Annotated in this window: 4 protein-coding genes and 1 pseudogene; 2 read left to right on the plus strand and 3 right to left on the minus strand. The window is 66.5% G+C overall.

Annotated features, from left to right (window positions below; genetic code table 11):
• Positions 1-384: 384 nt before the first annotated feature.
• Together WA944_RS09040 and WA944_RS09045 are read right to left on the minus strand one after the other, a co-directional pair.
• On the minus strand, positions 385-906 hold the full coding sequence (locus WA944_RS09040) for a DoxX family protein (RefSeq protein ID WP_526369768.1): 522 nt from the start codon (positions 904-906) through the stop codon (positions 385-387).
• A 181-nt stretch (positions 907-1,087) separates the two neighbouring features.
• Positions 1,088-2,527: a carotenoid oxygenase family protein gene (locus WA944_RS09045; protein ID WP_526369766.1), complete on the minus strand. Its 1,440-nt coding sequence runs from the start codon at positions 2,525-2,527 to the stop codon at positions 1,088-1,090.
• A gap of 248 nt (positions 2,528-2,775) precedes the next feature.
• On the opposite strand from WA944_RS09045, the gene putP reads away from it, so the two are divergent.
• Together putP and WA944_RS09055 are read left to right on the plus strand one after the other, a co-directional pair.
• Positions 2,776-4,296: a sodium/proline symporter PutP gene (putP, locus tag WA944_RS09050; protein WP_526369764.1), complete on the plus strand. Its 1,521-nt coding sequence runs from the start codon at positions 2,776-2,778 to the stop codon at positions 4,294-4,296.
• A gap of 47 nt (positions 4,297-4,343) precedes the next feature.
• A pseudogene (locus WA944_RS09055) lies at positions 4,344-4,877 on the plus strand (TetR/AcrR family transcriptional regulator); the annotation flags it as partial.
• A 128-nt stretch (positions 4,878-5,005) separates the two neighbouring features.
• Here WA944_RS09055 and WA944_RS09060 read toward each other — a convergent pair.
• The coding region (locus tag WA944_RS09060) for a WS/DGAT domain-containing protein (protein WP_526646763.1) at positions 5,006-5,781 on the minus strand (776 nt) is incomplete at its 5' end.

The following is a 5,781-nucleotide window of genomic DNA, read 5'->3' on the forward strand; positions in this document are numbered from 1 at the left end:
GACAGACCCGACGAGCTGACCCCGGACCAGGGCTCGCCGGACATGGCCTTCGCCGTGACATGAGCGGCTCGGCTCCCTCCTTGTACCTGTGACGAGGCTGCAGAGTTCGCACAACGCTACGGCCCGCGCACTTGCTCCCTCCGAAGAGGCTTTTGACACCCCGCTCAGCCCGCCGCCTCTCAACGACGAACCGGGGCCTGCTACCCGGCGTTCCGGTGCCTACCGGGACGGGACTTTCACCCGCTAGTTCAGTCCAACTTCCAGGACGCAACATGCCGGTCAGACTAGACTAGAACGTGTTCCAGTTCACCCTGGCGCGAACAGACACAAAATCGCACAGTTTTGCGCGAAAGCGTGCGAGTTTGTGTCTTCTCGCGGAGAAGGTCAGGCGTCTTGCTTGGCCGGCGGCCGGTAGAAGATCACCAGCTGTCCGATACCGCCGGCGAGGCCGAGGGCCACGGCGATGACCAGGCCCCACCACCCGTGCAGCAGGTCGTAGACACCGGTACCGGAGAACAGCAGGTAGTCGAGGCTGAGCTTGCCGGCGCCGAGGGTCGCGACAGCGACTGCCGCCACGGCCAGCACCAGGTTGTACTCCCAGCCTTCTTTGACGATGAAGAAGCCGTTGGGCCGGTGCACGGTCCACGCCGCGACCAGCATCAGCGCGACGAAGCCCGCCGCCGGGATTGGGGTGAGCAGACCGACCGCCAGACCCAGACCTGCCGCCATCTCCGTGCCTGCGGCGATCCGCGCATGGAACATGCCCGGCTTCATGCCCATACTGTCGAACCAGCCCGCCGTGCCCTTCAGCCCGCCCTTGCCGAAGAACTTGTTGTAGCCGTGCGCGGCCATGGTCAGACCGAGGACAACTCGCAGGATCAGGAGTCCGACATCGTAGGCAGTCATGCAACAGAATGTAGGGCTTGCCGGCGGGCAGGAGCGCAGCGACCCGGGAAAACGGCGTTGTCACGTCGCCGCCCACACCCGTCCGCGCCGGTCTGAGGCAAACAAGCCGGAGCGTACGCATTCTGATGAGAATCGGCCGAGATCCATCACCAACCGTACGTTCGGCGCACGGGCGACCCACCTATGCCGCGGGCACCCAGTTGCCGTGGAAACCCGCCGGGACACGATGCGGCAGTTTGACGACGGCGATGTCACAGAGCGTGCCGGCGTCGAGGATCACCAGTTCGCTGCGGTCGGTCGACCGGTCGTACACGTACCCCATCAGCACCCCGTCATCCTCGGCGGCATGCTCGGACGAGGGTGCGAAGACGAACTCACCCAACGCTTTTCCCTTACTGAAGCCACGTTGTGCGGAGTCGCCGCCGACCAGGTCGTGTTTGAGCAGCACATCGCCACCGTCGGTGCCTTCGCCGACGGTGGGTGCATAGCCGTACCGGTGCCGCTTGCCGACCAGCCGCTCGTCGACGCGCGGGAATTCCTGCGCCCGGTCGTCGATGCGCGATTCGCGGACGTTGCCGTCCGCGAGGTCGACGGTCCACCGGTCCAGTGTCGGCGGCCCGTCATTGGGGCCGAGATGGTCGGTGTCGAACATCTTCGGGTGACGCACGACGTCACAGACGACTGTGTCACCGTCGTCATGGGCGTTCATCGGATGGAAGACGTAGCACGGTTCGACGTCGAACCAGCGCACGTCGGCATTCGTGCCCTCGCGCGGCATCACGCCGATCCGCGCCGGATACCTCGGGTTCCACGAATACGGGAAGCGACGGTCGGTGGCGCGGCCGGCCGGGCGGCGAGCCGCGACGGGGTCGGGAACACGCACCCGGCCGATCACTGCGGACAACAACAGTCGAGCGGGCAGCCGCAATGCACGGGGCACGCCCATGGTCGCCGCCTGGGCGACATCAAAGGTGACCGGAAGGTCGTAGAACACCACATGACGCTCGGTCAACGAGAAGTCGTGCATCATCGGGCTGCCGGTGACCTCGATGTCCACCGTGCGCCGCGCCCTGCCGTCGGCGCCGATCACCGAGTACTGCACGGTGTTGCCCCGCAACATGCTGTAAGACACCGCGTGCAGTTCCCCGGTATCGGGATCCCGCTTGGGGTGGGCGGTGTAGCCGCCGGTCAGCGTCCCGTCGAAGTCGCACACCCCGACGGTGTCGAGTTCGTCGGTCAACTCGTAGTTCGCGACCCCGGATTCGATCAGCGCGAGCGTCTTGCCGGCGTGTCCGATCACGTTGGTGTTGGCCCCTACCCCGGAGATCGGGAACCGCCCTTGCGGCGCCGGTTCACCGAGTGCCCCCGCCGCGAGCGGGCCACGGACCCACCGGTTGCGATACCACTCGGCCCTGCCGTCGCGGATGCGGATGCCGTGGACCATCCCGTCGCCGACGAACCAGTGGTAGACGTCGGGATCGATCTCGCCGACGGGGTTCGGACCGTTGCGCAGATAACGACCGTCGAGGTGGTCGGGGATCGTCCCGGTCACCTCGAGGTCGGTGAGCGTGAATTCCTCCGACAGCGGCGCGAAGGCGCCTTCGAGATAGCGATTCACCATCGCCCGACCCTCTCCATAACAGCGCCATAGGCCACCCATGTATAACAGCGTTATCCAGCGAGGGCAACCGTGGCGCGAGCACGCACCCGCCCTACGACATGGCAGCCGACCGACTTTGCTTTGTCCGGTCGGACAAGACTCGGCGACATTTCTGATGCAATGCACCAAATGATTCACATCCCTTTCCGGCTTTACTGAGATCTACCTCACGTGGCCGATGCACTTTCCCAAGGGAACAGGACACCGCAATGACCGACTCCACGTACCAAATCCTGGCCATCGGGCTGTACTTCGCCGCGATGATCGCGATCGGGTACTACGCCTACCGCCAGACCAGCGATCTGGACGACTACATGCTCGGCGGGCGCAAACTGCATCCCGGTGTCGCAGCGCTGTCCGCAGGGGCCTCGGACATGTCCGGTTGGCTGCTGCTCGGCGTGCCGGGTGCGATCTACGCCGCGGGACTCGGGGAGTCGTGGATCGTCATCGGCCTGGTGATAGGCGCGTACCTGAACTGGCGCTTTGTCGCCCCGCGGCTGCGGGCCTACACCTTTATCGCGAACAACTCGATCACCGTGCCGAGCTTCTTCGAGAACAGGCTGCGTGACCATTCGCATGTCCTGCGGATCGCCGCCGGGGTGATCATCCTGGTGTTCTTCACCTTCTACGTGTCGTCCGGCATGGTTGCCGGAGGGGTGTTCTTCGAGACCACATTCGGCTCGTCGTATCTGTTCGGCATGCTGCTCGTTGCCGGAACCACGTTGAGCTATACGCTTTTCGGAGGATTCCTCGGCGCCACCCTCACTGACGTCGCGCAGGGGGTGTTGATGCTCGCCACCCTCATCGCGGTGCCCGTGGTCACGATCATCGCCGTTGGCGGTCCTGGTGAGGTGGTCAACGCGATCCAGGCCGCAGACACCGCGCACAATCTCGCCGACCCCGGCGATGAGATCCACCGCACCTCGCTGTTCTACGGCGGCAGCGTGATGGCCGTCCTGTCCGCAGCCGCCTGGGGACTCGGCTACTTCGGCCAGCCCCACATCATCGTCCGGTTCATGGCGCTCCGGTCCCCGGCGGACGCAAAAGCCGGTCGTCGCATCGGCATCAGCTGGATGGTGCTCAGCTCCCTCGGCGCCATCGCCACCGGATTCGCAGGCCTGGCGTACTTCTTCAACCGCGGTGAAACACTCGACAATCCCGAGACCGTGTTCCTTGCGCTCGCCCAGATCATGTTCCACCCGTTCGTGGCCGGGATCGTGCTCGCGGCGGTGCTCGCGGCCGTCATGTCGACGATCTCCTCGCAGCTGATCGTCTGCTCGTCGGCTCTTGTCGAGGACATCTACCGCGCGTTCGGCAAGCAAACCAGCGCAACAAAATTGGTCAACTACGGCAGGCTCGGTGTGTTGACGGTCGCGATGGTGGCGATCGCCCTCGCGCTGAACCCGGACGGGACGATTCTCGATCTCGTCGGTTTCGCCTGGGCCGGCTTCGGTGCGGCGTTCGGCCCGCTGATCATCTTGTCGCTGTTCTGGCGCAGGCTGACTTCCGCAGGTGCGATCGCCGGCATGATCACCGGCGCCGTGGTGGTCGGCATCTGGGGCCAAACCGAAGCCCTGGCCAGCGCGATGTACGAGATCGTTCCCGGCTTCATCGCCTGTTCGGTCGTCGCGGTCGTGGTCTCGCTGGTGACCACTCGGCAGAACGACGACATCGAGCGGGAGTTCACCGAGATGGACGCGGCAGTCCGCGAACCGGCTGCCGTGAGCTGATCCGCGCGGTGCGGGACCAGCCGTCCCGATAATAGCGTCATGGTTACATGGCAGCCGTGACCGAACCACGGGACTCGCTGGTCGAGGCGGGTGTGCGCATCCTCGAGCGCGACGGATTACCCGCGCTCAGCGCGCGCAACGTGGCCGCCGAGACCGGCACCTCGACGATGGCGGTCTACACGCACTTCGGTGGGATGACCGGCCTGATCGACGCCATCGCCGTGGAGGTGTTCGCGCGGTTCACCCGGACGCTGACCGAGTTGCCCGAGACCGACGACCCGGTGGCCGACTTCCTCGCGATGGGCCTGGCCTACCACCGGTTCGCCCTCACCCACCCGGAGCGCTACCAGCTGATGTTCGGCACGTCCGCCCCGCCGTCGGTCGCGGTCCACCGGGCAGATCTCACCGTCGCCGGCAGCGCGACCAACCGTGCCGAATGGGCCAACTCGTTCGGTGCACTGCACAGTGCCGTGCACCGGATGATGGTCGCGGGCCGGATCCGCGACGACGACGAACTGGCCGTGGCCGGCCGGTTGTGGAGTATCAACCACGGCGCGGTGCTGCTCGAGATGGCCGGCTTCTTCGGTCACGAAGGACACGGGTTGATCCAGATCCTCGGCCCACTCATACTCGACACGCTGGTGGGCATGGGTGACGACCGCGAGGCGGCCACCCGGTCGATGGACAAGGTCATGGCCGCGCAAGCCGGTCAAACCTGTTCCCGCAGTGCGTGTTCGAGTCTCAGCAGGTATGCGTCGACGTCACCGATCGCCGACTCCGCTGCGTGCACACTCACCGCGATCGTGTCGCCGATCCCGTGCACGCCGTGTGTCACCCCCATCATCGGTGACAGGCCCGGACATCCCGCGGTCAGCAGCACCGGCGCGCCACCGAATCGAAGGTCCTTGGCGCCGCGGTTGACGCTGGAGACCACGGTGTTGCCGGCCACTGCGGGTGACCGCACGTCGGGGTCGAATTGCCGCACACCCCAACGAAGTACCGGCGCCGGGACCGAGGCGAATGCGGCGCTTTCGGCGCGCATCGCCGGGTGGGCGGCCCGGCGGCGCCGCTGCCGCAGGTCGGCGACGATCCGGCGTATTCGCTGCCCGACCTCCGCGTCGGGGTAGAGCCCGACGCCGACGTTTCCGAAGTGGTTGTGCGCCAGCCGCGGACCCGCCTTGGCCATCGGCACCTCCGCGCCGAGCAGCGACGGGTCGTCCCCCAGTTCACGCAGGTGCCCGGCCAGAGCCGTCGACACCGCCGACAGCACGCCGACCGTGACCGTCGGGCCAGCCAGGTCACCGGGCGCGCAGAACACGGTACGCATCTGGCGGGATCCGGACGGGCGGGTATTGCTACGCAGTGCGGGCACCGGAACCGCTTGAGGGGGAACCAGTCCCGCCGCAGTGTCGCGGACCAGTCCGCGGTGTGCGCGCGCCGCCGAGAACGCGCGCACCGGGAGCCCCGCCGCGGTGTGCGGCGACC

The sequence above is a fragment of the Mycobacterium sp. genome (assembly GCF_049683355.1).
Taxonomy (GTDB): Bacteria; Actinomycetota; Actinomycetes; order Mycobacteriales; family Mycobacteriaceae; genus Mycobacterium.